The sequence below is a fragment of the Limnohabitans sp. T6-20 genome, assembly GCF_003063505.1.
GTDB lineage: Bacteria > Pseudomonadota > Gammaproteobacteria > Burkholderiales > Burkholderiaceae_C > Limnohabitans_A.
This window is the reverse complement of record NZ_NERW01000003.1, coordinates 697630-719306: the sequence shown is the minus strand read 5'-3', so window position 1 is coordinate 719306 and position 21677 is coordinate 697630. Positions and strand designations below refer to the sequence as shown.

At 59.6% G+C, this 21677-nt stretch carries 20 protein-coding genes; 15 read left to right on the top strand and 5 right to left on the bottom strand.

The features are described 5' to 3' along the window. The first annotated feature begins 3 nt into the window (after positions 1-3). From B9Z33_RS14130 to B9Z33_RS14075, 12 genes are all read left to right on the top strand, one after another. Positions 4-834, top strand: a complete 831-nt coding sequence (locus tag B9Z33_RS14130; RefSeq protein WP_108287635.1) for a TatD family hydrolase — start codon at positions 4-6, stop codon at positions 832-834. After that, a complete protein-coding gene (locus B9Z33_RS14125; RefSeq protein WP_108287634.1) occupies positions 831-1427 on the top strand; it encodes a DNA-deoxyinosine glycosylase in 597 nt (198 codons plus the stop codon). The genes B9Z33_RS14130 and B9Z33_RS14125 overlap by 4 nt, the downstream gene beginning before the upstream one ends. A 26-nt stretch (positions 1428-1453) precedes the next feature. Beyond that, on the top strand, positions 1454-2224 hold the full coding sequence (locus tag B9Z33_RS14120) for a spermidine synthase (RefSeq protein ID WP_108287633.1): 771 nt from the start codon (positions 1454-1456) through the stop codon (positions 2222-2224). Between the two features lie 146 nt (positions 2225-2370). Then, a complete protein-coding gene (locus B9Z33_RS14115) occupies positions 2371-2859 on the top strand; it encodes a tripartite tricarboxylate transporter TctB family protein (protein WP_108287632.1) in 489 nt (162 codons plus the stop codon). A 12-nt stretch (positions 2860-2871) separates the two neighbouring features. After that, entirely contained in the window at positions 2872-4383 is a 1512-nt protein-coding gene (locus tag B9Z33_RS14110) for a tripartite tricarboxylate transporter permease (protein ID WP_108287631.1), read from the top strand. A 157-nt stretch (positions 4384-4540) separates the two neighbouring features. Beyond that, a complete protein-coding gene (locus B9Z33_RS14105) occupies positions 4541-5515 on the top strand; it encodes a tripartite tricarboxylate transporter substrate binding protein (RefSeq protein ID WP_108287630.1) in 975 nt (324 codons plus the stop codon). A 1-nt stretch (position 5516) separates the two neighbouring features. Continuing rightward, entirely contained in the window at positions 5517-7139 is a 1623-nt protein-coding gene (locus tag B9Z33_RS14100) for a gamma-glutamyltransferase family protein (protein WP_108287629.1), read from the top strand. Continuing rightward, complete coding sequence (locus B9Z33_RS14095) at positions 7139-7930, top strand: alpha/beta fold hydrolase (protein ID WP_108287628.1); 792 nt, start codon at positions 7139-7141, stop codon at positions 7928-7930. The genes B9Z33_RS14100 and B9Z33_RS14095 overlap by 1 nt, the downstream gene beginning before the upstream one ends. 3 nt (positions 7931-7933) lie before the next feature. Beyond that, complete coding sequence (locus B9Z33_RS14090; RefSeq protein ID WP_233252840.1) at positions 7934-8833, top strand: DMT family transporter; 900 nt, start codon at positions 7934-7936, stop codon at positions 8831-8833. Between the two features lie 18 nt (positions 8834-8851). Then, positions 8852-9652 carry an SDR family oxidoreductase gene (locus B9Z33_RS14085; protein WP_108287627.1) on the top strand — a complete coding sequence of 267 codons (801 nt, stop codon included), beginning with the start codon at positions 8852-8854 and terminating at the stop codon, positions 9650-9652. 306 nt (positions 9653-9958) lie between these two features. Then, positions 9959-10903, top strand: coding sequence for a hypothetical protein (locus B9Z33_RS14080; protein WP_108287626.1), 945 nt, complete (start codon positions 9959-9961; stop codon positions 10901-10903). A gap of 329 nt (positions 10904-11232) precedes the next feature. After that, entirely contained in the window at positions 11233-11769 is a 537-nt protein-coding gene (locus B9Z33_RS14075; protein ID WP_108287625.1) for a hypothetical protein, read from the top strand. Positions 11770-11940: 171 nt separating this feature from the next. Here B9Z33_RS14075 and B9Z33_RS14070 read toward each other — a convergent pair whose 3' ends face one another. After that, positions 11941-12840, bottom strand: coding sequence for a DMT family transporter (locus tag B9Z33_RS14070; protein WP_108287624.1), 900 nt, complete (start codon positions 12838-12840; stop codon positions 11941-11943). 119 nt (positions 12841-12959) lie between these two features. Between B9Z33_RS14070 and B9Z33_RS14065 the strand changes: the two genes are divergently transcribed. Continuing rightward, positions 12960-13943 (top strand): quinone oxidoreductase, encoded by a 984-nt coding sequence (locus tag B9Z33_RS14065; RefSeq protein WP_108287623.1) that lies wholly within the window; start codon positions 12960-12962, stop codon positions 13941-13943. A 141-nt stretch (positions 13944-14084) separates the two neighbouring features. On the opposite strand, the gene lspA is transcribed toward B9Z33_RS14065, so the two are convergent. The 3 genes from lspA to B9Z33_RS14050 form a co-directional block, all read right to left on the bottom strand. Next, complete coding sequence (gene lspA / locus B9Z33_RS14060) at positions 14085-14600, bottom strand: signal peptidase II (protein ID WP_108287622.1); 516 nt, start codon at positions 14598-14600, stop codon at positions 14085-14087. Between the two features lie 33 nt (positions 14601-14633). Then, entirely contained in the window at positions 14634-17555 is a 2922-nt protein-coding gene (gene ileS, locus B9Z33_RS14055; RefSeq protein ID WP_108287621.1) for an isoleucine--tRNA ligase, read from the bottom strand. Between the two features lie 119 nt (positions 17556-17674). Further along, a complete protein-coding gene (locus B9Z33_RS14050; RefSeq protein WP_108287905.1) occupies positions 17675-18712 on the bottom strand; it encodes a bifunctional riboflavin kinase/FAD synthetase in 1038 nt (345 codons plus the stop codon). 180 nt (positions 18713-18892) lie between these two features. Between B9Z33_RS14050 and B9Z33_RS14045 the strand changes: the two genes are divergently transcribed. Both B9Z33_RS14045 and B9Z33_RS14040 read left to right on the top strand, forming a co-directional pair. Beyond that, positions 18893-19450: an HNH endonuclease gene (locus B9Z33_RS14045; protein ID WP_108287904.1), complete on the top strand. Its 558-nt coding sequence runs from the start codon at positions 18893-18895 to the stop codon at positions 19448-19450. Between the two features lie 110 nt (positions 19451-19560). Then, the gene (locus B9Z33_RS14040) at positions 19561-20457 is read left to right on the top strand and encodes a DNA ligase (protein ID WP_108287620.1); all 897 of its coding nucleotides are present in this window, start codon (positions 19561-19563) and stop codon (positions 20455-20457) included. 85 nt (positions 20458-20542) lie between these two features. Here B9Z33_RS14040 and B9Z33_RS14035 read toward each other — a convergent pair whose 3' ends face one another. Continuing rightward, complete coding sequence (locus tag B9Z33_RS14035) at positions 20543-21670, bottom strand: acyl-CoA dehydrogenase family protein (RefSeq protein WP_108287619.1); 1128 nt, start codon at positions 21668-21670, stop codon at positions 20543-20545. Positions 21671-21677 lie beyond the last annotated feature (7 nt).

Here is a 21677-nt window from a genome sequence, read left to right as displayed (position 1 = left end):
TGAATGTGGATCGACACGCACTGCCACCTGGACGCGGCCGAGTTTGACGCCGACAGGGATGTGGTGCGCGAGGCAGCCCGCCAAGCAGGGGTGACGCGCTGCGTGATCCCGTCGGTGCACGCCAGTCATTGGGCTGAGGTGGCGCAACTGGCCGAGCGGCATGGTGATGCTTACGCCTTGGGCATCCATCCCTTGTATGTACCGCAGGCCCAAGAAGCCGATCTGCAGGCGCTGGACCAGGCCTTGCGCGAGCACGCAGGCGACCCGAGGCTGGTGGCGGTGGGCGAGATCGGTCTGGACTTTTTTCTGCCTGCGCTGTGCACTCCCGAGATGCGCGAGCGCCAATGGTTTTTTTATACCGCGCAGCTCAAGCTGGCGCAACAACACAGCTTGCCCGTGATCTTGCACGTGCGGCGATCGGCTGACCTCTTGCTCAAAGGCTTGCGCCAATACCCGGTGGTCTCGGGCATTGGCCACGCTTTTAATGGCAGTGCGCAGCAAGCACAAGCTTTTGTAGACCAGGGTTTTGCGCTGGGTTTTGGCGGCACACTCACCTATGAGCGGTCTTTGCAACTGCGACGCCTTGCCTGTGAACTGCCCTTGTGCGACATCGTGTTGGAAACCGACGCACCGGATATCCCGCCGCAGTGGATCTACCAAACCGCCGACCAACGTGCCCAAGGCGTTGTGCAAGGCCGAAACACCCCGGCTGAGTTGCCGCGCATCGCCAAAGTGATGGCCGATTTGCGGGGCCTGTCGCTGCACGATCTGGCCGCAGCAACCACGCGCAACGCGCAGCGGGTCTTGCCCGGGTTGGCAGGTGCCAGCCGATGAACCAACTTGCGCCATCTGATTTGTCAGCTCCCCTGCGTTTGCAGGGTTTGCAGCCATTGGTGGGCGTGGGTGCGCGTGTGCTGGTGCTCGGCAGTTTCCCGAGCGTCAAATCCCTGCAGTTGCAGCAGTACTACGCTCACCCGCAAAACCATTTCTGGCGCATCATGCAATCCCTTTGGCCCAATGCCCCCTGGCCCGCCGATCGCGATTACCCGCAGCGCTGCCAGTGCCTGCTGGCCCAAGGCGTGGGTGTGTGGGATGTGTATGCGCAATGCGAGCGCGAAGGCAGCTTGGACAGCGCGATCCGTGCCGCGCAATTGAATGACTTTCCCGCATTGTTGCAGCGCTGTCCCCATCTGACCGGCATCGCCCACAACGGGAGCGAGAGCTTTCGCCATGCCCAGGCCGTCAAAAAATCTCTGGCGCAAGCCGGATTGGCCGAGCAAGTCACGCTCCATCGCCTACCATCGACCAGTCCCGCGAATGCGACATGGACTTTTGAACAAAAACGCGCTGCCTGGGGTGCGGTCATGCAAGCGCATGGCCTGTGGTCCGGCGATGCAACGGACCCAAACGACACCCCTGACGCCTGAATGGCGCACCCGCACGGAAAATCTGAATGATCCGCAAAAAAGCCACAGCCAAAGCCATCGAACTGCCCGAAGTCAATTTTTCCGAAGATGGTGAAATCCGTTACCTGCACCTGGGCACCGAATGGATTCAGGGCTCGATGTTTCTGGACCGACCCTTTGACATCGAGCTGGAGTACGTGCAGCGCATGTTCGGTTGGCTGCTGTTTTTCCCGCACGACGAAGTCAAGGGCGCACACGCCATGCAGCTGGGTTTGGGTGCAGGCACGATCACCAAGTTTTGCTATAAAAAACTCAAGATGACCACCACTGCGATTGAGCTCAACCCCGGTGTGCTGCACGCCTGCCGGGGCTGGTTCCGTTTGCCGCCCGATGACGAGCGCTTGCGCGTGGTGCTGGCCGATGCGGCGCAGGAAATCCAGTCGGACGAATGGCGCGGCACGGTAGATGCCTTGCAGGTTGATCTGTACGACGAAGAGGCGGCGGCCCCGGTGCTGGACACCCCAGACTTTTACCGCCACTGCCGTGAACTGCTCAGCCAGCATGGTTGCATGACGGTGAACCTGTTTGGCCGCTCGTCAAGCTACGCCGAGAGCGTGGAAAAAATTTGCGCAGCTTTTGGCGAAGACGCCGTATGGGAATTCAAACCCACCCGTGAGGGCAATGCCATCGTGCTGGCACAGCGCACCGCAAGTCGACCCCAACGTGAAGAGTTGATCGCCGCAGCTGCTGACATTCAGGACAAATGGGGCTTGCCCGCTGTCAAATGGCTCAAGGTGTTCAAGCCTTTGGTCAAATGAGTGATCGAGTTTGATGGCTGCAACCATCGGACGCGCATCAGGGTAAACCATGTGTTTGTCACCTCGGGAACATAGGTGTAACCCACATCCATAAAACCGGATTGTTCACGCAGAATCTTGTCAACTCAAATCAGAGGAGATATCTCGTGAACATCAAGAGTCAAAAAGACTTTTTTTCCGGACTGTTCTACACAGTCACAGGCGCAGCCTTCGCCTACGGAGCCACCAACTACACCGTGGGCTCAGGCGCACGCATGGGCCCTGGCTACTTCCCGCTGCTGCTGGGCATTTTGTTGGCCCTGATCGGTGCCTTCGTCATGTTCAAGTCCTTGACCGTTGAGACCCAGGACGGCGACAAGATCGGTGCATGGGCTTGGAAGCCTTTGTTCTTCATCATTGCAGGCAACGTGCTGTTTGGCATTTTGCTGGGTGGTCTGCCCAGTTTGGGCGTGCCGGCCATGGGTTTGGTTGTGGCCATCTTCGGCACCACCTTGGTGGTCAGCCTGGCTGGTGACACCTTCAAACTCAAAGAAGTCTTGGTGCTTGCCACGATCCTGTCGATCGGCAGTTACGGCGCTTTCGTGATGTTGCTCAAGCTGCAGTTCCCTGTTTGGCCCACATTCATTACCGGTTGAGGAGAAAAATTCATGGAATTGTTTGACAACCTTGCGCTCGGTTTTGGGGTCGCGTTCACTTTTCAAAACCTGCTTTACGCGCTGATTGGTTGCCTTTTGGGCACCCTGATTGGTGTGCTGCCTGGCATTGGCCCTGTGGCCACCATCGCCATGCTGCTGCCTGCCACCTATGCGCTGCCTCCTGTGGCTGCGCTGATCATGCTGGCCGGTATCTACTACGGTGCCCAGTACGGCGGCTCCACCACCGCCATTTTGGTCAATCTGCCGGGTGAAGCTTCCTCGGTGGTGACCATGATCGACGGTTACCAGATGGCCCGAAAAGGCCGGGCAGGTCCTGCTTTGGCAGCGGCCGGTCTGGGTTCTTTCTTTGCCGGTTGTGTGGGTACTTTGGTGTTGGCGGCCTTCGCGGGTCCATTGACCGAAGTGGCGTTTAAGTTCGGCCCTGCCGAGTACTTCTCGCTGATGGTTCTGGGCTTGATCGGTGCCGTGGTGCTGGCCTCGGGTTCACTGGTCAAAGCTGTGGGCATGATCGTCTTGGGTTTGCTCATGGGCCTGATCGGTACCGACGTGAACTCTGGCGTGGCGCGTTTCAGCTTCGACATTCCTGAGCTGACCGACGGTGTGGGCTTCATCACCATCGCCATGGGTGTTTTTGGTTACGGCGAGATCATCTCCAACCTGTCCCAAAAAGAAGAAGACCGCGAAGTTTTCACCGCCAAAGTGACGGGCTTGATGCCCACCATGGAAGACTTCAAGAACATGGTCCCGGCTGTGTTGCGTGGCACTTTCCTGGGTGCCGCTTTGGGCATCTTGCCAGGCGGCGGTGCTTTGTTGGCCTCGTTTGCTGCCTACACCATCGAGAAAAAGACCAAGCTCAAGCCAGGCGAAGTGCCTTTCGGTCAAGGCAACATCCGTGGTGTGGCCTCGCCTGAGTCGGCCAACAACTCAGCCTCACAAACCTCGTTCATTCCTTTGCTGACTTTGGGCATCCCGCCCAACGCCGTGATGGCCTTGATGGTGGGTGCCATGACGATCCACAACATCCAGCCTGGCCCTCAGGTCATGACCAGCAACCCCGAGTTGTTCTGGGGCCTGATTGCCTCGATGTGGATCGGCAACGCCATGCTGGTGATCTTGAACCTGCCTTTGATCGGCATCTGGATCAAGTTGCTGTCGGTGCCTTACCGCTGGTTGTTCCCCGCCATCGTGCTGTTCTGCGCGATCGGTGTCTACTCGACCAATAACAACACCTTTGACATCTGGTTGGTGGCCTTGTTTGGTGTGGTGGGTTACGGCTTCATCAAGCTGGGCATGGAGCCTGCACCTTTGCTGCTGGGCTTCATTTTGGGGCCGATGATGGAAGAAAACCTGCGCCGCGCCATGTTGCTGTCGCGTGGTGAATGGAGCGTGTTTGTCACGCGTCCCCTGTCTGCCAGTTTGTTGGCGGCGGCTTTGGTCCTCTTGGTCATTGTGACTTTGCCATCGATCAAGTCCAAGCGTGAAGAGGCTTTCGTCGAAGAATGATCGACTGAAGCTTTCAATGCGAAAACGGCCTCCTTGGAGGCCGTTTTCTTTGGTCCGTCCAAGGGGCATGTCACCAGAGCGCGCAGCACCGGCCGTGGCTCTGCCAAAATAAGTTTTTTATTGGGCTTGGGCCCTGTTTTTTGTTTTTGGAAACCTCATGAAAAGACAAGATGTGATCCATGCGCTGCTGGCTGCCTTTGTGGGCTTGGTCTGCGTCACTTCCGTGCAAGCCCAGTCCTACCCGACCAAGCCCGTCCGTCTGATCGTGCCGTTTCCAGCGGGAGGGGCCACCGATTTGTTTGCCCGCACGCTGTCGCAAAAACTCAGCGAAAAAATGGGCACAACCTTGGTGGTCGAAAACCGCCCCGGTGCGGGCGGCACCTTGGGCTCGGATTTGGTGGCCAAAGCCACGCCCGATGGTTACACCTTGCTGCTGGCCACCTCCAGCACGCACTCGATTGGCCCCAATCTGAACCCGCGCATGCCATATGACGCTGTGAAAGACTTCACCCCCATCGGCCAGGTGGGCAACGCGCCCAGCATCATGCTGGTGCCCAACAGTTCTCCGGCCAAGACCGTCAAGGAATGGATCGACTACGCCAAAAAGAACCCGGGTCGCCTGAACTACGCCTCCAGTGGCAACGGCACCATCGTGCAGTTGACGGCTGAGCTGTTCAAAGCGCAGGCCAATCTGTTTGTGGTGCACATCCCCTACAAGGGCACAGCCCTGGCCATTCCTGATTTGGTCAGCGGCAAGGTCGACGTGCTGTTTGACAGCTTGCCCACGGGCCTGCCACATGTGCGCGACGGTCGTTTGCGTGCGCTGGGTGTGACCTCGCTCAAAGCCACGCCTTTGGCCCCTGGCGTTCCGCCCATTGCCGATGTGTTGCCCGGTTACGAATCCACCACTTGGTTTGGCCTGTTTGGCCCCAAGGGGCTGCCTGCCGATGTGATCAGCCGAGTGAACACTGCCGCCAACCAGGTGCTGCAAGACCCTGAAGTGATCGACAAGCTCCAACGCTTTGGCATCGAGCCTGTGGGTGGCACACCCACCCAATTCACCACCATGCTGGCCAAGGAATCGGCCAAATGGAAAAAGACCATCACCGAGCGCAAGATCACATTGGACTGACATGCAATTTCAAAACCAATACCCCTACACCAGCACCCGTTTGCCGCTGTTTGCGCGCAACATCGTTTCCACTTCTCACCCTTTGGCGGCGCAAGCCGGCTTGCGCATGATGCTCAAGGGTGGCAACGCGGTGGACGCCGCCATTGCCGCTGCAGCGGTGATCACGCTGACCGAGCCCGTGAGTTGCGGCCTCGGTTCGGACGCTTTTGCCATTTTGTGGGACGGCAAAGAATTGCACGGCCTCAACTCGTCCGGCCCCGCCCCGGCCACTTGGACGCCCGACTACTTTCACCGCAAATACGGCGCTGACGCCCTCACGCCCCCCAAGCGCGGCTTTGATTCGGTCACCGTGCCCGGCGCGGTGGCAGGTTGGGTGGCGCTGAGTGAGCGCTTTGGCAAGCTGCCTTTTGCCGATTTGCTGGAGCCCGCCATCGACGTGGCCGAGCGTGGCTACTTGATGCCCGTGGTGGTGCAGCAGAAATGGGCGGCTGCGACACCCGAGTTGCAGTCATTGCCGGGTTTTGCACAAAGCTTTTTGCCTTGGGGTCGTGCGCCCGAGGTGGGTGAGCTGTTCCAGTTCAAAAATGCCGCCCGTGGTCTGCGCGCCATTGCCGAGTCCAAAGGCCAAGCCTTGTATGGCGGTGAAATCGCTGAGGCGATTGAAAAGTTCGCCAAGGAAAACGGCGGCAGCATCACCGCCAAAGACCTGGCCGACTTCAAACCCGAGTGGGTCAAGCCCATTGCGCAAGACTACCGGGGCTACACCCTGCACGAAATTCCGCCGAACGGGCAGGGCATCGCCGCGCTGATCGCCTTGGGCATTCTCTCCAACTTTGACCTGGCCAGCCACGCGGTGGACGGTGTGGATTCGCAGCACCTGCAAATCGAAGCCATGAAGCTGGCCTTTGCCGATGTGTACCGCTATGTGGCCGATCCGCGCTACATGGAGGTCACGCCCGAGCAAATGCTCGACCCGGCCTATTTGGCCAGCCGTGCCAAGCTCATCGACCTGAAAAAAGCACAAAACTTCCAGGCAGGCAACCCGGTCAAGGGCGGCACCATTTACCTGACGGCTGCCGATGAAAACGGCATGATGGTCAGCTTCATTCAGAGCAACTACATGGGCTTTGGCTCGGGTGTGGTGGAGCCGACCTACGGCATCAGCCTGCAAAACCGGGGCCATGGTTTCAGCACCAACCTCAACGGCCCCAACATGGCCAACTTGGTCAAGCCTGGCAAGCGGCCTTTCCAGACCATCATCCCGGCTTTTCTGACGAAGGACGGCCAGCCCGTCATGAGCTACGGCGTGATGGGTGGCAACATGCAGCCGCAGGGCCACATGCAAACCCTGGTGCGCATGCTCGATTACAAGCAAAACCCGCAAGCCGCCTGCGATGCACCGCGCTGGCGCTACAACACCGGCATGAACATCAACGTCGAAGCCGCCATGAACGCCCAGACCGTGCAGGGCCTGATCGCCCGTGGTCACGAGCTGGACATCATCAACGACTCGTACCAAGACTTTGGCGCAGGCCAGTTCATCTGGCGCATGGGCGATCCGGGCGTGGAAGGTTACATGGCCGCCAGCGACCCGCGCCGTGATGGGCAGGCGGTGGGCTTTTGATGCACATTCGCGCAGTTGCACTCAGCCTTTTGGGCGCAGGCCTTTGGGCGGGTGCGCCGGCATGGGCCGAACCGCTTTCGTGCGGTGTGGTGCTGATGCATGGCAAATGGGGAACTGCCCAAACGCCGTACCTCAAGCCGGTGGTGCAAAAACTGGAGCCGATGTGCCAGGTCAAGTCGCTGGAGATGCCTTGGTCGCGTGCGCGCTTGTATGACAAGCCTTATGCCGATGCGATCGCGCAAATTCGCGAAGCTGTCCACCAGTTCAGGCAATCGGGCTTGCAGTGGGTGGCCGTGGGCGGACAAAGTTTTGGTGCCAATGCTTCTTTGGCCTACATGGCGCAAGAGGGTGATGTGGACGCGGTGCTGCCCATGGCGCCGGGCCACGTGCCTGAAAATTTTTATGCCATCGCGGATGTTCGCACCGGCATTGACGCCGCACGCCAGGCGGTAGCGTCAGGCCAAGGCGCAGCTGGGGTGGAGATGACCGACATCAACCAGGGCCAGCGACGGACGGTCAAGGCGACGGCCGCAGCATTGTGGAGTTATTTTGATCCGCAAGGTTGGGGCAACATGGCGCTGAGTGCTCAGAACTTCCGCAAACCCGTGCCCGTGTTCTGGGCCATCGGGACCCAAGACCCTCTCTACCCTTCTGGTTCTGCCGCGATTTATCAAAAATTACCGGTGCATGCCGATAGCCGTTATCTGGTGGTGCCAGCGAACCATGCCACCACACCCGAGGCCGCATCCGACGCATTGTTGGACTGGGTCAAAGCCCGAACGGGCCGTTGAACCATGACCGCCTTCAAACCCTCCCAAATGACTTCCGGCCTGCTCATGGCCATGGCCGGCTCGATCGCTTTCAGTGGCAAGGCCATCATCGTCAAGTTGGCTTACCGCCATGGTGTGGACGCTGTCACGCTGGTCATGTACCGCATGCTCTTCGCTTTACCCATGTTCTTGCTCATGGCTTTGTGGGCTGGGCGCGGCAAACCCCGCATGAGTGGGCGTGACTGGCTGGGCATTTTGGGTCTGGGCTTCAGCGGTTACTACCTGGCTTCGTTTCTGGACTTTTGGGGGCTCGAATACATCAGCGCTTCGCTCGAGCGACTGATCCTTTACCTCAACCCCACACTGGTGCTGGTGCTGGGCTGGTTCTTGTATCGCCGCAAAATCAGCTACCGCCAAGGGGTGGGCATGGCCATCAGCTACGCGGGTGTGATGCTGGTGTTCGGCCACGAGGCTGCACTGGACGGCAAGAACGCCGCTCTGGGTGCGGCGCTGGTGCTGGGCAGTGCCATCAGTTATGCGCTGTACCTCAGTTACAGCGGTCAGATGGTGCAGCGCTTGGGTTCGCTGCGGCTGGCTGGCTGGGCCACTTCGGTGGCCTGTGTGTTTTGCATTGGTCAGTTCGTGTTGCTGCGGCCGCTGTCTGCAGCGCAGGTGGCCGAACCCGTGATCTGGTTGTCACTGCTCAACGCCACCGCCTGCACGGCGGTGCCCGTGGTCTTGGTCATGATGGCCATTGAACGCATCGGCTCTGGACTGACTGCTCAGACCGGCATGATCGGACCCATGTCCACGCTGCTCATGGGTGTGGTCCTTTTGGGTGAGCCTTTCAATATGTGGATTGTGGGCGGCACCGTGCTGGTGCTGTCGGGTGTTTTCTGGGTGACACGCGCACCCAAAATTTGAAATCAACAGGAGAAAAAAATGGATTTGGGCATTGCAGGCAAGTGGGCATTGGTGGGTGGCGCGAGCAAAGGCTTGGGCTGGGGTTGCGCACGTGCGCTGGCGCTGGAAGGCGTGAACGTGGTCATGGTGGCGCGTGGCGCCGAAGTGCTGAACAAAGCCGTGGATGACTTGCGTGCCGAAACAGGTGGCCAAGTGCAACTGATCGCCGTGGCGCAAGACATCACCAGCGAAGCCGGCCGCGAAGCGATCTGGAACGTGGCTGGCGGCCCGGGCAAAGACTACGACATCGTGGTCACCAACGCAGGCGGCCCACCCCCAGGCGACTTCCGCGACTGGGACCGCGAGGCCTGGATCAAGGCCATCGACGCCAACATGCTCACACCGATTGAGCTGATCAAAGCCACGGTGGACGGCATGGCCGCGCGCGGCTTTGGCCGCATTGTGAACATCACCTCCAGCTCGGTGAAGTCGCCCATCGATGTGCTGGGCTTGTCCAATGGTGCCCGCAGTGGCCTGACCGGTTTTGTGGCCGGCACCTCGCGCAGCAAGATCGCGGGCCAGGGCGTGACCATCAACAACCTGCTGCCCGGCAAGTTCGACACCGACCGCATCCGCTCCACGCTGCCCGCGATGGCGCAAAAGCAAGGCAAGACAGTTGAAGAAATGCGCGCCATCCAGCAAGCGCAAATCCCGGCTGGGCGCTACGGCAACCCGCAAGAGTTTGGGGCGATCTGCGCCTTCTTGTGCAGTCAGCACGCGGCCTACATGACGGGCCAGAACGTGTTGGCCGATGGCGGGGCTTATCCGGGGACGTATTGACACTGCTTAAGGCTAAGAGTTGAAGCTCTGCAATGGCTGTTGGGCCATTGCGGTGGCCTTTAGTTAATCATTGATCTCGATTTAGCCGAGGGGCAGTTGGTGCAATGCTCTACATGGGCTGGAAGTTGAACTTGCAGGACTTCTGGTTACGGTAGCAGCCGACTTATTCCAAAATTGGACAAGTACAGCTTGTGTGGCGTTATCGCTCACACGAGCACTACATGACAAAGTTAGTCTTCGTATTTGCCAAAGCAAAAGCGCGGAAAGGTCCTATACTCCTGTAGCTATTAATTATCAAAAAATACTATGACTTGGATCATCGCTATTTTGCTTGCTCTGATTCTTGTTGCGCTCATGCAATCGAATCAGGGGGCTGCACTGGCCGTCAATAAGGTTATCAAGTACGCCCTCCTGTTCGCTTTCATTTTTTTAATATGGTCGTTATTCCTCGGAGTTTTGCTTTGGTCAAATTCTTTGAACAACGACAGCACTTGGTCATTAGTCATAAGTGCAGCATTGGGTGTAATTGTTCCTCCGGCTATCGTCTGGACGAATTACAGAAAAATCCGCGCTTCCTTTGAAGCTGACCGCAAAGCTGCGACCAAGAAGACGCTCAAAGTTCTTGGCTACATTGCATTCGGGCTTGCAGTGATGGTGACATTCCAGTACCTTAAAAAAGAAGAGTTCGATGTAATTGTCTTGCTGGCGATTTTGGTCCTTAGTGGTTCGGTTCTTGTCTCTAGATCTCTGGCAAAGCCACAGTCTGTACGCGAGATCTGGTTAGGGCTAAAGCAGCCTGAAGACGTCTGGCAGGCAATGGACGACGCACGGGCAGAGGCCCGTGCCAAAGAAGATGCGATCTGGGACGTTGAGTCGGAAAACTGGGAGAGCAAATCGGAGGCTGAACGAGATGCTTTGCGTGCAGCTTACGCAGAGAGAGCAAAAGAAAACGAGGCGAAGATTCAGCAACTTGAGTCAAGCTATGAAGAGCAATATATAGCTTGGAGCAAGCAAAGCCTCTGGACTTTCCGAAATTTATTTTGGATTGTCAGTTTTACCCTTCTGATGCATGTCGCTGGGACGGTATGGGACACCGCTTATGAATTTGTTGTCGCAATGCCCGTTATCGCAGGGCGCGGATGGCTGGCCACAACGATGATCGTCCTTGGAGTGATTGTTATTGTTTGGGTTGTCGCTGGCGTAATTGATGCTGTTAACAATCAGCTCGGGAAAAAAGCGGTGAAGGACTAAGCATGATGCACATGGCGATTGGCAAAAATTCATACAGTATTGACTGCTAGCTCTTCTTACGATCGACCAGAAAGAGCCGGACACGATTCTTTGCCGCAATCGTGCTGTTGTTCAAACGCCATGCGAATGGAATAGTGCAGTCAGCATGTAAGGCCATCTTCAGCGGAGTAATTTCCGTGACTGAATAAGCTCCTTTCTTCGGATAACTTGGTCAGATCTGATGGGTACCGGTCAACGTAGTCCAATGTTCAGCTTAAGGCTGAGAGCCGTCATTTGCTTGGGCGCCGTCCGGCGGATGTCTTGAGCTACTGGAGATTATCATTTCACCAATGAGTCAAGAAAAGCAAAAGTTAGCTCATAAAGTATTTCTAGCAGCCCGAGATATGGGGGAGGTTGGTGACTATCTATGGTCGCTCCGTGAGGTCGAAAAAAATCTCGGGAATCTGAGTAAATACCGACTAAAGAAGGCCAAGGATGCAATCATCATTGCATCCATAGTTGTTTACGCTAGGCATTTCAAAAAAACACTCTCAAACGGCAATGCGTCTAAGTGGCTGAACGCAAATGAAATCAACCTATTTGATGGGCGTCCTGATCTGGCCGAACTCCACGAAAAGATTCTCGAGATTCGAGACCAAGCTGTAGCACACGCTGATTGGACCTATTACCCCACATCTCTTGTCCAGTCGGCTGATGACTGTTTGGGGTTTAGTCGCGAATTTAACCGGGTTGACTATATGCAGCTAATTGATGTGTCCAAGTTCCAAGCGCTGATTGATCACAATTGGAAAGTAATAAGCGATAGTGCCTGCTATCAGGATTTCAACTTGGCAAATGAGTTCGGATGGTGTGACAATAAATTTTAGGGAAAAATTTCTTCCTAAAACGTTAGGAGCAGGCTGAAACCGAATCAAGCCGAGACCATTTGCAACGGCAGCATTCGCTGCAAATCAGTCTTTCTAAAAAATTTCCGCTAGTTATCGCAGCAAGCATCAACTTCAAAAATTCCAGATGCAGCTGAGCAAAACCCTTGCGGCTCATTGCCTGGCCGACACCACAATCCCGCCCACAATCAGCGAAAACGCCGCCACGTGGTACAGGTGCGGCAGCTCGCCCAAGAACGCGGCCGACAACACCGCCGCAAACAACGGCGTGAGGTTGGCAAAAAAGCCCGCCACCGCTGGGCCTGCCTGCTGGATGCCCAGGCCCCAGCAGCGGTAGGCCAGCACGGCCGGGCCCACGGCCACAAAGGCCAGCGTGGCGATCAAAGGCCAGCCCCACACGATGTGGGCGTCGGTGAAGGTCCACTCCAGTCCGGCAAACAGGCCCGACCAGCCCAGGCCAAACACCACTTGCCCTAGCAAAAAGGCCGCCCAGTCGTTGCGGATGGCGTCTGGCTCATCGCGGCGGCTGAGCAGCCAGCTGTAGAAAGACCAGCACGCCGTGGCCAGCAGGACGTACATGTCGCCCGCCACCAGCCGCACGGCCAACAGCTCAGCCCATTGGCCGCGCGAGAGCACCACCAGCACGCCGCTGATGGACAGCATCGCGCCCACCAGCTGCATGCGCCGCACCGGGGCTTTGAAGAACAGGGCGCCGATGACCAGCATCCAAAATGGCCCGCTGGCCGCGACCAGGGTCACGTTGAGTGGCGTCGAAGTTTGCAGCGCCAGGTACTGCAGCGCGTTGTAGCAGCCCACGCCCAACAGGCTCAGCAGCCCAAAGCGCCGCCAGTGTGACCACAGACCGCTGCCCGGGCGCAGCACCTTCCAGGCCAGGGGCAGCAAGATGAACAGCGCCACGAACCAGCGCAAAAAATTGAGCGTGATCGGCGGGACCAGGTCGGTGACCAGGCGGCCAACCACGGCATTGCCCGCCCACATGAGCGGCGGCACCGTCAGCAACAAGGCGGTGACCGGGGAGAGTTTTTGGGACATGCGGCACTGTATCGGGGTTCGGGTTTTCCCGCTGTCGCGCAGCTGTCCTTCGGGTTCGCTGGGTCATGGATTTCGTGGCAAAGTCACGCATCGTTTGCTTTCACCCTTAGGAGAATTCCATGAGCCTTGCAGTCCAGATCGACCAACACGGCGGTCCCGAAGTCATGAAACTGGTCGATGTGACCGTGGGTGAACCCGGCCCCGGCGAGATCCGCATCCGCCACAAGGCCATCGGCCTGAACTTCATCGACGTCTACCAGCGCAGCGGCCTGTACCAGCTGCCCATGCCGCTCAAGCTGGGCATGGAAGGCTCGGGCGTGGTCGAAGCCGTGGGCGAGGGCGTCACGCACCTTAAAGTGGGTGACCGCGCCGCCTATGCCAGCCAGCCGCCCGGCAGCTACTGTGAAGTGCGAGTGATGCCCGCCAAGTGCGTGTGCAAGCTGCCCGATGCGATCTCGTTCGAGACGGGCGCGGCCATGATGCTCAAGGGTCTGACAGCGCAATATTTGCTCAAGCGCACGCTGCCCCAAGGCGGCCTGAAAGCGGGTGACTTTGTGCTCTTCCACGCCGCAGCAGGTGGTGTGGGCCTGATCGCTTGCCAGTGGGCCAAGGCCTTGGGCTTGCGCCTGATCGGCACAGCGGGCAGTGACGCCAAGTGTGCGTTGGCCCTGGCCAACGGCGCCGAGTTCTGCATCAACTATTCGACCGAAGACTTCCAGGCCAAGGTCAAAGAAATCACGGGTGGCAAGGGCGTCAAGGTGGTTTACGACTCGGTGGGCAAAGACACCTGGGACAAGTCGCTTGACTGCTTGGCCCCGTTTGGCCTGATGGCCAGCTTTGGCAACGCGTCGGGCCCTGTGGCCCCGTTTGCGCCCGGCATCCTTGGCCCCAAGGGCTCGGTGTATGTGACGCGCCAAACCTTGTTCAGCCACATCACCACGCGTGAAAGCACGCAAGAGATGGCCGATGATTTGTTTGAAGCGGTGACGAGCGGCAAGGTCAAGATCCACATCGACCAGACCTTCCCGTTGGCCAACATCCAGGATGCGCACATCGCCCTGGAAGCGCGCAAGACCACAGGCTGCACGATCATCACTTTGTAAATACCTTCGCGAGCAGGGGCTCGCTCCCACAAAAGCCAAACAGCCAAGGGCCAATGGTCATTGGCCAAGGCCAGCAGGATCAGCGGTGGCTTGGTGGTATTTGTGGGAGGCCGCCCCTGCGGCCGAATGTCGGGGGGGCGGTCAGCGACCGCGCCGCACCCGCAAGATTTCATCCAGGATCAGCAAGGCTGCGCCCACGCTGATGGCGCTGTCGGCCACGTTGAAAGCCGGGAAGTGCCAAGCGCCCCAGTAAAAGTCGAGAAAGTCGACCACGTAGCCGTGCAGCAGGCGGTCCACCACGTTGCCAATGGCGCCGCCCAAAATCAGGGCGATGGCCAGGCTGAAGAGTTTTTGCCCTGCATGGGAGCGCAGCATCCACAGCATGAACAGTGCTGCCACCACGCCGATGCCCGTGAAGAACCAACGCTGCCACCCACCAGCGCTGGCCAAAAACGAAAATGCCGCGCCGTGGTTGTGCACCCGCACCAAGTTGAAAAAACCGGTGATGGGCGTGCTGTCACCCAGCTGAAAAGCGCCCAGCACCAGCACTTTGGTGAACTGGTCAATCAGCAGCACCAGCAAGGCGATGCCCAGCCAGAGCACCATGCTTTGGTTTTTGCTGGAGCTGCCTTTGCCGAATTTTTTGGAGCTGGCCATGGGCTTGCCTTGTTCTTTGCCGGGTGTTGAGGGTCAGGCAACGAGGCGTGTTTCGCCCGCGCCATGCAGGTTGCTCACGCAGCGGCCGCAAATGGTAGGGTGCGCCGCATCCTGGCCGACATCGTCGGCGTAGTGCCAACAGCGCTCGCATTTGGTGGCTTGGCTGGGCGTCACGGTGACGGTCAGCCCCTTACCTGCCACTTGCTTGAGCGTGACCTTTGATGTGATGAAGATGAACTTCAGGTCTTCACCAAGTGAAGCGAGTTCTTGGAAAACGGGTGAGTCACATTCGATGAGCAATTCGGCTTGCAGTGATGCGCCCACTTGCCCTTCAACACGTTTTTCTTCAATTTTCTTATTAGCGATATCACGAACCTGGATGATGTCATGCCACTTGGCCAACAGCGCCGCATCGGCCGAGCCAAAGTCGCCGAAGGTTTCCATGAAGATGGACTCGGAGCTGCCAAAGGTGCTCCAGGCCTCTTCGGCCGTGAAGGACAAGAACGGTGCCATCCAGCGCAGCATGCCGTGGGTGATGCGCCACAAAGCGGTTTGTGCGCTGCGGCGTGCCAGCGACTTGGGCGCTGTGGTGTATAGGCGGTCCTTGAGCACGTCCAGATAAAACGCACCCAGGTCTTCCGAGCAATAGATTTGCAGCTTGGACACCACGGGGTGGAACTCGTACATGTCGAAGTGGGCGCGGATGTCGGCCTGCAACTGGGCAGCGCGGGCCAAGGCAAAGCGGTCGATTTCCAGCAGCTGGTCGTCGGGCACGGTGTCGGTGGCCGGGTCGAAGTCACTCACGTTGGCCATCAAAAAGCGCAGGGTGTTGCGGATGCGGCGGTAGGCGTCGACCACACGGGCCAGGATCTTGTCGTCGATGTTCAGGTCACCTGAGTAGTCGGTGCTGGCCACCCACAGGCGCACGATTTCGGCACCCATTTTGCTCGTGATGGTTTGCGGCTCGACGGTGTTGCCCAAGCTTTTACTCATCTTGCGGCCTTGGCCGTCGGTGGCAAAGCCGTGGGTCAACAGGCCCCGGTAAGGGGCGCGGTCGTACAAGGCGCAGCCCAGCAGCAGCGAGCTGTGGAACCAGCCGCGGTGCTGGTCATGGCCTTCCAGGTACAGGTCGGCTTCAGGGCTGGAATTGTCCGGTGTGCTGTGGAAAGGCGGCACGCCGTAAGCGTCTTTGTGGCTGCCACGCAGCACATGCTGGAAGGTAGAACCCGAATCGAACCAGACTTCCAGAATGTCGGTGCTCTTGCTGTAGTGCGGTGCATCGGCTGCACCCAAAATTTCTTCCACCGTCACGCGGCTCCAGGCTTCGATGCCGCCTTTTTCCACGATGTCAGCGGCTTGGTCCAGGATTTCCATGGTGCGCGGGTGCAGCTCGCCGCTGTCCTTGTGCAGGAAAAACGGCACGGGCACGCCCCAGCTGCGTTGGCGCGAGATGCACCAGTCAGGGCGGTTGGCGATCATGTCGCGCAGGCGGGTCTTGCCGTTTTCCGGGTAGAACTGGGTTTGCTCGATGGCGTCCAGCGCCAGCTGGCGCAGGGTCTTGGGGGCTTTGTCTTGGGTGAACACGCCCTCGCCCTCGTCCATGCGCACAAACCACTGGGCGGCAGCGCGGTAGATGACGGGCGTCTTGTGGCGCCAGCAGTGCGGGTAGCTGTGGGTGATTTCCACCGTGGCCATCAGGCGGTCGCTTTGGCCCAGCACCTCGATCACGCGGGCGCAGGCTTTCCAGATGTGCTGACCGCCAAAGAAAGGCAGCTCTTGCGCATAGACGCCGTTACCTTGCACGGGGTTGAGGATATCGTCGTATTTCAAGCCGTTCGCCACGCAGGAGTTGAAGTCGTCCACGCCGTAGGCGGGCGACGAATGCACGATACCGGTGCCGTCGGTGGCGGTGACGTACTCGGCCAGGTACAGCGGTGATTTGCGGCGGTAGCTGTATTCACCACCTTCTTCGGCGGTCACGGTATCGTGCAGTGGGTGGCGGAACACCAGACCGCGCAGCTTCTCGCCCACAGCGGTGGCAATCACAGAACCTTCGAGCTTGTAGCGTTCCAGGCATTTCTCGACCAGGCTCGCGGCCAGCATCAACACGCCACGGGGTGTGTCCACCAGGGCGTATTCCAGCTCGGGATGGGCGTTGAGCGCTTGGTTGGCCGGGATGGTCCAGGCGGTCGTGGTCCAAATGACGGCAAAGGCTTTTTTGCTGTCTTCGCCGGGCAGTTTGGGCAGGCCAAAGGCGGCGGCCAGCGCGGCGTTGTTGTCGGCTTCAAAAGCCACGTCCAACGTGTCGCTCTTTTTGTCGGCGTATTCGATCTCGAACTCGGCCAGCGACGAGCCGCAGTCAAAGCACCAGTACACGGGCTTGAGGCCACGGTAGACAAAGCCGCGCTCGATCACGCGTTTGAAAGCGCGGATTTCACCGGCCTCGTTGGCGAAGTCCATGGTGCGGTAAGGGCGCTCCCAGTCGCCCAGCACGCCCAGGCGCTTGAAGTCTTCACGCTGCTGGTTGATCTGCTCGGTGGCAAAGGCGCGGCTTTTGGCCTGCATGTCGTCACGGCTCAGGTTGCGGCCGTGTAGTTTTTCGATGGCGTTTTCGATCGGCAGGCCGTGGCAGTCCCAGCCGGGGATGTATTGCGCGTCAAAGCCAGCGAGCTGCTTGGACTTGACGATCATGTCTTTGAGCACTTTGTTGAGTGCGTGGCCGATGTGCAGTTTGCCGTTGGCATAGGGTGGGCCATCGTGCAGCACGAACAGCCGTGCACCCTGGCGGGCAGCGCGCAGTTTTTTGTAGAGGCCGCCGTCGTTCCAGCCGCTCACCCAGCCCGGCTCGCGCTTGGGCAGGTCGCCGCGCATCGGGAAGGGGGTGTCCGGCAGGTTCAGCGTGGCCCGGTAATCGGTGCCGGATGCGGTGCTGGGGGCGTTGTTTTGTTCAGACATGAGAGGAATCCGAGAGCGCGGCCATCAAGCCGCTGGGAGCAAAAGGTGGGCAGTGCAAACCGGCCCGAGGAGGTGTGGCGCAGAGGCATTGCCAATGTCGACGCCGGGACGGGTGAGCGTCAAATTCGGTCGCGGGTGGTCTGGCGGCTGGTTTCGCCGTGGCGGGAGGCAAACCACGCCTGTGCGTCCTCGCAGTCTTTGGCGATGCCCTTTGTCAGGGCGTCCAGACCGTCGTATTTGAGCTCGTCGTGTAGTTTGTGCAGCAGATCCACGCGGATGATTTTACCGTAGCCCCCCTCGGCCCCCAGATGGGCGGGCCAGTCGAAGGCATGGGTCTCCAGCAGCACGCGCCCGCCGTTGACGTCATTCGGGTCGAGAGAGGGGCGTATGCCCAGGTTGGCGACGCCGCGCAAGGGTTGCTCGGCCAGGCCGTGCACCTGCACCACAAAGATGCCGCTGGCGGCGGGCTTCCAGTGCGAAAAGCGCAAATTCAGAGTGCGAAAACCGTCACCCGCGCCCTGGGCGGTGGCGGCCAGCTCGCGCCCGAGCTTGCGCCCGTGCACCACATGGCCGCTGATGCTGTAGGGGCGGCCCAGCAGTGCCTGCACGTCTTGCAATCGGCCCTGGCCCAGGGCTTCGCGCACGGCCGAGCTGGACACCCGCAGGCCATGCACTTCGTAGCTGTTCATGCGGGCCACATCAAAGCCCAGCTTTTGCCCGGCGGCGTCGAGCATGGTGTAGTCGCCAGCGCGTTTGGCACCAAAGCGGAAATCGTCGCCCACCAGCACATAGCGCACTCCTAGGCCTCGCACCAGCACCTGTTGGATGAAGTCTTCGGCCGATTGGCTGGCCAATTCGGCATCGAAGGGCACCACCACCACCTGGTCGACACCGCAGCGTTCCAGCTCTTGCAGCTTGTCGCGCAAGGTGGCGATGCGGGCCGGGGCCAGCTCAGGCTTGTTGAGGGCCTTGGCAAAGTAATCACGCGGATGGGGCTCGAAAGTCATCACGCAGCTGGGCACGCCCCGGTGGGCTGCCTCGCTGCGCAAAAGCGCCAGCATGGCCTGGTGCCCACGGTGCACGCCATCGAAGTTGCCGATGGTCAGGGCGCAGGCCGGGGCCAGGTCAGGGTGTTGGAAGCCGCGAAAAACCTTCATGTTGTTTGGGGTGTCCTGTCCGGTCAGCTGGCCATGCGCCAAGCTTCACGGTTTTGTCAATGTAAGAGGGTATATTGTGACTGAGCCCGATCCTCCCAACCGTGGCCCCATGCCGGTGGCGCAGGATCGAGACGGAACTTTTCGTGTCAGTGGTCTTTGAACTGTTGGATGGAGGCGTCTGTGAAGGTTTTGAAACTCTCGGCCCAAGGGCTGCCGCAATCGTGGATCACACTGGAGCAGGCGGTCACCCACTACGCCGCCGATGAGGTGCGCTGGGAGGCGGGCCAGCAAGTGGCGGTTTTTCATGGCGGCCACAACGCGCTGACGGGCGAGCAATCCATCATCACCGTCAACAGCATCATCGGCACCCAGGGCGTGCCGCGCATCAACCCGTTTGAGATGCGCTCCGGCTTGACCAACACCAAATTGTTTGTGCGTGACCGCAATGTGTGCGCTTATTGCGGCGGGCATTTCCATGAGGCAGATCTGACCCGCGAGCACATTGTGCCGCTGGCGCAGCGCGGCCCTGACCACTGGATGAATGTGGTCACGGCCTGCCGTTCGTGCAACCACCGCAAAAGCAACCGCACCCCCGAGCAGGCCCGCATGCCGCTGCTGTATGCGCCGTACATCCCCAGCCTGTGGGAGGACTTCATCCTGCGCAACCGCCGCATTCTGTCTGACCAGATGGCCTTTTTGATGGCGCATGTGCCCAAAAATTCCCGTTTGATGGGCTGACGCGGCAGGCCCCGACGGGGCGCTTGCACTGGTGGGCAAACGGTCGCATCATGGCTTTTTGAAAACAAAAGGCCGGGGTTCAAGATCCTGAGCCCTCAGGGAGACACACCATGCGAACCCCAACACAGGGCCACACACAGGCCGATGACGCAGCGCCGGGGCAGGGCCTGACCCGGCGGCAAGCCTTGGGGGTGTTGGTCATCAGCCCCTGGCTTGCACCTGTGGCCTTGGCCGATGAAGCCCCCGTGCAATTGGCGACCACTTGGCCCCCTGGTCGTTCGCCACAAGGCTTTTTGGTGAGTGAAAAATTCGACGGCGTGCGCGCGGTCTGGGACGGACAGGTGTTGCGCTTTCGCAGTGGACGCGTTCTGACCGCTCCCGCGTGGTTTGCCTCGGCCTTGCCCTCGAACCCACTGGACGGTGAACTCTGGATGGGGCGGGGGCAGTTTGATCGTTTGTCGGGCGTGGTGCGCAAAGCGGTGCCCGATGACGAGGCTTGGCGTGCGGTGAAATACCTGGTGTTTGATGTGCCCGGTCATGCCGCACCGTTTGCCGAGCGGGTGCGTGAGCTTCAAGACACGCTGGATGCTGCGGGCGTGCCCTGGCTCTCGCCTGTGGCGCAAGCGGCTGTGGATGGCGCTCAGGCCTTGCAAGCGCGTTTGCGCCAAACAGTCGCGCAAGGCGGTGAGGGGCTGGTGCTGCACCGTGCCGACGCCCTTTGGCGTTCAGGGCGCACCGATGCGCTGTACAAACTCAAACCCGAACCCGACGAAGAAGGCTTGGTGGTGGGCTACCAGGCGGGCAAAGGCCGTTTGCAGGGCATGACAGGTGCCTTGCTGCTGCAGATGCCCACGGGCCAGCGGTTTGCTCTGGGATCGGGTTTGAGTGACGCTCTGCGCCGCGTTCCTCCACCTGTTGGGGCCTGGGTGACTTACCGTTACCGGGACCGCACCCCATCGGGCTTGCCACGGTTTGCTTCTTTTTTGCGGGTGCGTGACCCGGAGTGAACCGTGTGGGAGCGAGCCCCTGCTCGCGAATGTCTGCTTTTCAGAAACACCGTTCGGCCGCGGGGGCGGCCTCCCACAAGGTACCTCAGGCAAACACGCCTGCGGTGTCTTGCATCCGGGCTGACACTTCACCCAACTGGTGCAGGCTGTCGCCAAAGGTCATGTCCAGCTGCGTCAATTTCTTGAAGTAGTGGCTCACGATGTATTCGTCCGTCACGGCAATGCCGCCGTGCAGCTGCACAGCTTGTTGGCCGATGAAACGCATGGAGGTGCCCAGTTGGTATTTGGCACGGGCCATGGCGCGGCGACGCTCTTCGGCGGGCGCGTGCAGCTTCAGCGTGGCGTAGTAGCTCATGGAGCGGCCCAGTTCCAGCTGCATCTTCATGTCGGCCACGCGGTGGCGCAGCGCCTGGAAGCTGGCAATGGCCACGCCAAATTGCTTGCGCGTGTTCATGTACTCGACGGTGATGGCCAAAGTCTTGTCCATCACACCCACCGCTTCGGCGCACACACAGGCGATGCCAATGTCCACAGCTTCTTCGAGGGCGGTCATGCCGTTCAGGGTGATCAGTTGTGCGGGGGCTTTGTTCAGCACGACTTCGGCGGCGCGTGAACCGTCTTGCGTGACGTAGGCCTGGGTGCTCACGCTGCTGGCGCTGCGCTCCACCAGGAACAGGGCCAAGCTGGCCCCATTTTGGCCATTCACCATGGCGGGAACCACATAAGCATCCGCCTGGTCGCCTGCGGCCACCACGCTCTTGGTGCCTGTCACGGTCCATTGACCGCCCGACTCGCTGGCCTGCGCCGCGCATCGGTTCAGTTGGTAGCGTGCGCCACGTTCTTGGTGGGCCAGGACCACGATCGCTTCGCCTGCGGCCATGCGGGGCAGCCAGGCGGACTGCAGTGCTGCAGGCGCGTGGGTTTGCAGCGTGGCGCTGGTGATCAGGGTTTGGGTCAGGGGTTCGAGCACGATGCCGCGGCCGAGTTCTTCCATGGTCACCATGGCTTCGGTCGGGCCCATGCCCATGCCACCGTGCTCTTCGCTCACGTACAGACCTGTCAGGCCCAGCTCGGCCAGCTCGGAGTAGGCAGCGCGGTCAAAACCGCCAGCGGCCACGATGGCTCGGCGACGCTCGAAGTCGTAGCCCTTGTCCACCCATTTGCGCACCGCGTCGCGCAGTTGTTCTTGGTCGTCAGAAAAATCGAAATCCATCTTTGTC

Bases quoted from the DNA above. Each gene is read 5' to 3' on its own strand.
- B9Z33_RS14130 (WP_108287635.1), top strand. From the start codon at position 4: ATGTGGATCGACACGCACTGCCACCTGGACGCGGCCGAGTTTGACGCC.
- B9Z33_RS14125 (WP_108287634.1), top strand. From the start codon at position 831: ATGAACCAACTTGCGCCATCTGATTTGTCAGCTCCCCTGCGTTTGCAG.
- B9Z33_RS14120 (WP_108287633.1), top strand. From the start codon at position 1,454: ATGATCCGCAAAAAAGCCACAGCCAAAGCCATCGAACTGCCCGAAGTC.
- B9Z33_RS14110 (WP_108287631.1), top strand. From the start codon at position 2,872: ATGGAATTGTTTGACAACCTTGCGCTCGGTTTTGGGGTCGCGTTCACT.
- B9Z33_RS14105 (WP_108287630.1), top strand. From the start codon at position 4,541: ATGAAAAGACAAGATGTGATCCATGCGCTGCTGGCTGCCTTTGTGGGC.
- B9Z33_RS14100 (WP_108287629.1), top strand. From the start codon at position 5,517: ATGCAATTTCAAAACCAATACCCCTACACCAGCACCCGTTTGCCGCTG.
- B9Z33_RS14095 (WP_108287628.1), top strand. From the start codon at position 7,139: ATGCACATTCGCGCAGTTGCACTCAGCCTTTTGGGCGCAGGCCTTTGG.
- B9Z33_RS14090 (WP_233252840.1), top strand. From the start codon at position 7,934: ATGACCGCCTTCAAACCCTCCCAAATGACTTCCGGCCTGCTCATGGCC.
- B9Z33_RS14085 (WP_108287627.1), top strand. From the start codon at position 8,852: ATGGATTTGGGCATTGCAGGCAAGTGGGCATTGGTGGGTGGCGCGAGC.
- B9Z33_RS14080 (WP_108287626.1), top strand. From the start codon at position 9,959: ATGACTTGGATCATCGCTATTTTGCTTGCTCTGATTCTTGTTGCGCTC.
- B9Z33_RS14075 (WP_108287625.1), top strand. From the start codon at position 11,233: ATGAGTCAAGAAAAGCAAAAGTTAGCTCATAAAGTATTTCTAGCAGCC.
- B9Z33_RS14070 (WP_108287624.1), bottom strand. From the start codon at position 12,840: ATGTCCCAAAAACTCTCCCCGGTCACCGCCTTGTTGCTGACGGTGCCG.
- B9Z33_RS14065 (WP_108287623.1), top strand. From the start codon at position 12,960: ATGAGCCTTGCAGTCCAGATCGACCAACACGGCGGTCCCGAAGTCATG.
- lspA (WP_108287622.1), bottom strand. From the start codon at position 14,600: ATGGCCAGCTCCAAAAAATTCGGCAAAGGCAGCTCCAGCAAAAACCAA.
- ileS (WP_108287621.1), bottom strand. From the start codon at position 17,555: ATGTCTGAACAAAACAACGCCCCCAGCACCGCATCCGGCACCGATTAC.
- B9Z33_RS14050 (WP_108287905.1), bottom strand. From the start codon at position 18,712: ATGAAGGTTTTTCGCGGCTTCCAACACCCTGACCTGGCCCCGGCCTGC.
- B9Z33_RS14040 (WP_108287620.1), top strand. From the start codon at position 19,561: ATGCGAACCCCAACACAGGGCCACACACAGGCCGATGACGCAGCGCCG.
- B9Z33_RS14035 (WP_108287619.1), bottom strand. From the start codon at position 21,670: ATGGATTTCGATTTTTCTGACGACCAAGAACAACTGCGCGACGCGGTG.